The sequence below is a fragment of the Paenibacillus sp. P4_E11 genome, from assembly GCF_056401635.1.
The window spans coordinates 1-2,788 of record NZ_JBFUIX010000308.1 but is presented as its reverse complement, the minus strand read 5'-3'; the positions used below and the strand labels follow the sequence as shown (position 1 = coordinate 2,788).

General features: G+C 48.8%; 2 protein-coding genes and 2 pseudogenes. All 4 read right to left on the bottom strand.

The genetic code is table 11. The features are described 5' to 3' along the window. Positions 1-348, bottom strand: a pseudogene (locus AC1DWB_RS33265) (glycosyltransferase family 1 protein); the annotation flags it as partial. Between the two features lie 28 nt (positions 349-376). Continuing rightward, positions 377-1,327 carry a GDP-mannose 4,6-dehydratase gene (locus AC1DWB_RS33260; protein ID WP_477545369.1) on the bottom strand — a complete coding sequence of 317 codons (951 nt, stop codon included), beginning with the start codon at positions 1,325-1,327 and terminating at the stop codon, positions 377-379. A gap of 5 nt (positions 1,328-1,332) precedes the next feature. Further along, positions 1,333-2,361, bottom strand: a complete 1,029-nt coding sequence (locus AC1DWB_RS33255) for a mannose-1-phosphate guanylyltransferase (protein ID WP_477545368.1) — start codon at positions 2,359-2,361, stop codon at positions 1,333-1,335. A gap of 174 nt (positions 2,362-2,535) precedes the next feature. After that, positions 2,536-2,788 (bottom strand): annotated as a pseudogene (locus AC1DWB_RS33250) (GDP-L-fucose synthase); the annotation flags it as partial.

Here is a 2,788-nt window from a genome sequence, read left to right as displayed (position 1 = left end):
ATTCAGTACACCGAAAGGAATGCTCGTAGTCTCGAGCGATCTCGCAGCCAAACGACCGGATTCCCCGATCCCCATCTCAGCACGCATGAATCCGAATAGGTTAATCCCTTTCTGTACGTTGTCGGTTTCGACAGTACTTTCTGGATGGTGGACACGAGATTTTCTTCTCGCTTTTCTTCTCCGCATCATTACTTTTTGGAGTTTAAGTTTAAGTTTACGGTTAAGTTTGCGGTTAAGTTTGCGGTTACGAAGTTTTCGTAGGAGTTTTGTCCCGCGCCTGGTTACCTTAACTTTTATGCGTTTCGCTCTTCCTTTTCTCTTCCGGGTTTTAACCGCAGACTTGCGCATGCATGAATTCTCTCCCTTCTGTCTATCCCTACACTCGGGCTCTCCAGTAATTCAGAAGGTCTTCCATCGTCTGGGAGAACGGAATTTCTGGTTTCCAGCCTGTTTTCTTATGAAATTTCTCGTAGTCTCCGAGAAGAATCTCGACGTCAGAAGGTCTCAATCGTGCTGGGTCCTCCTTCACTTCTATCTCGATCTTGCTCATTGCCAGCAAAATATTCAACATTTCCTGAATCGTAACACAGGTGCCGGATGCGATATTGTAAGAAACGCCAGGCTCCCCTTTTTCCAATGCCAACCAATAAGCCCTGACTACATCACGGACATCCGTAAAGTCCCGTTTGGCGCTCAGATTGCCTACGTAAAGTACTGGCTCTTTTTTCTCTTTCTCTATCTCGGCAATTTGCTTGGCGAAGTTGGATGTGACGAAATTCTCACCTCGCCGGGGACCGGTGTGATTGAACGTCCGGGTAGGAATGATATGCAGTCCATAGCTCTTGAAGTATTGATAACCCAAATAATCCTGGGCAACTTTACTGACCGCGTAAGGGCTGAGAGGCCGTAACGGATTCGTTTCTTTGATCGGAACCTCATGCGGCTCTACATGGCCATATTCTTCGCTGGAGCAAGCAATCTGGACTTTGCATTCGTGCTGAAGGCGGCGGACCGCCTCCATAATATTCACTTGACCGGAAATATTGTTGTGAATCGTGTCCATCGGTGAATTCCATGAAGTCGGTACGAAGCTTTGCGCAGCCAGGTGGAAGATCAAGTCGGGCTTAGCGCTATAAATGAGATTATCCACAGAGAAGGGATCTCTTAACTCACACTCCACCAGCTCCAATTCATCCTCCAGGTGAGTGATATGCTCCATCCTGCTCCTATGCCGAATCGTACCGACGACCTCTACATTCTTTTCTAACAGAAATTCGGCCATATGACTGCCAACGAACCCGGAGATGCCTGTAACCAATGCCTTCATTCTCGTCATATCCCTCCCTCATCATCTTCTAATGCCTTCAGGACAGTTTTAATATGCTGCTCATTGGACTTGTGACAGACTAGCAAACCGTCCTGAGTGGCAATGATGATCAAATCGTTCACGCCCAACACAACAGTCTTGAGGTTCTCCGCATAGACGATGGAGTTATTGGAGTTGTTGGCATAGACTTCGCCGAGAACGATATTCCCGTATGCATCGGCTTCGTGCATGCGTTCCAAAGATCTCCACGTTCCTACGTCGTCCCAAACAAAATCAACGGGAATCATGTAGATCATCTCAGCTTTTTCCAAAATGGCGTAATCAACGGACAGCTTCGGCAGGGTGGAGTAAATGTCGCTTAATGAGGCTTGAGATCTTGAGATGGCTAACCATAGGCTAGGTTGATAGGCAGACATATAATAAGCGATCGTGGAAGGCTTCCAAATGAAAATCCCGCTGTTCCAATACACGTTATCTTGTTGAATCAAATGTTCTGCCTTCTCGGCGGAAGGTTTCTCGATGAACGTCTCTACCAAGCGAGCCTCGTGACTGGATGTTCCTGCCTTCGTTCGAATATAGCCGTACCCCGTCTCCGCTCGTGTGGGCTTAATGCCCAAAGTCACGATCGCACGGTCATGAAGCGCGGCTTCTTCCGCATGAAGCAGGGCTTCCATAAGCCGCTTACTGTCCGGGATATAATGATCGGATGGAGTGGTCACCAACACTTCGTCATCCCCCAGATTCAGGAATTGCGAAGCAATAAGCGCGGTACACGGCCCTGTATCTCTCTGATCAGGCTCCAGAATGATCYGGTCATCTGCCAAATCCGGCAGTTGCTCACGGACGAGTGATACATATTTGATCGTGGTGCATACATAAACGGACGGTTTGGGGAGCCATTCCAGAAAACGGTTGTACGTCAGTTGAAGCATCGTTTCACTGGAGGTTAGCGCAAGAAACTGTTTGGGCTTCGAATCCACACTACGGGGCCAAAATCGGGTTCCTTTTCCGCCGGCCATAATAACGACTTTCAATGCTTTCGTTCCCCCTTCCTCGCCATAGCCAATAGACACTTATCTGTATCCAGAACGTCTATTCAGCTCCTACCATAGTATGCAGGCGTGTACGGGCTAACATAGACCGTTGACTCATAATCGGGAAAATTGGATAAGTGCCTATACGAGAGGCAACGTAGCAATAGCAAACGGTCAGGCGCGGTTCGCTCTGTACCATTCGATCGTACGACGCAGGCCTTCGTCCATCTTTGTTGCGGCTTCAAAGCCGAAGCAGCTCTTGGCCCGCCGAGTATCCAGGCTTCTGCGCGGCTGGCCGTTCGGTTTAGTTGAATCCCAGACTATGTCCCCTTGGAAGCCGGTCAATCGTCTGATTTGTTCAGCGAGGTCTCCGATCCTAATCTCCACACCTGATCCGAGATTGACCGGATCAGAGGAGTTATACTGC

What these genes read in the sequence shown, in the direction of transcription:
- AC1DWB_RS33260 (WP_477545369.1), bottom strand. Translation starts at nt 1,327, where the DNA reads ATGAAGGCATTGGTTACAGGCATCTCCGGGTTCGTTGGCAGTCATATG.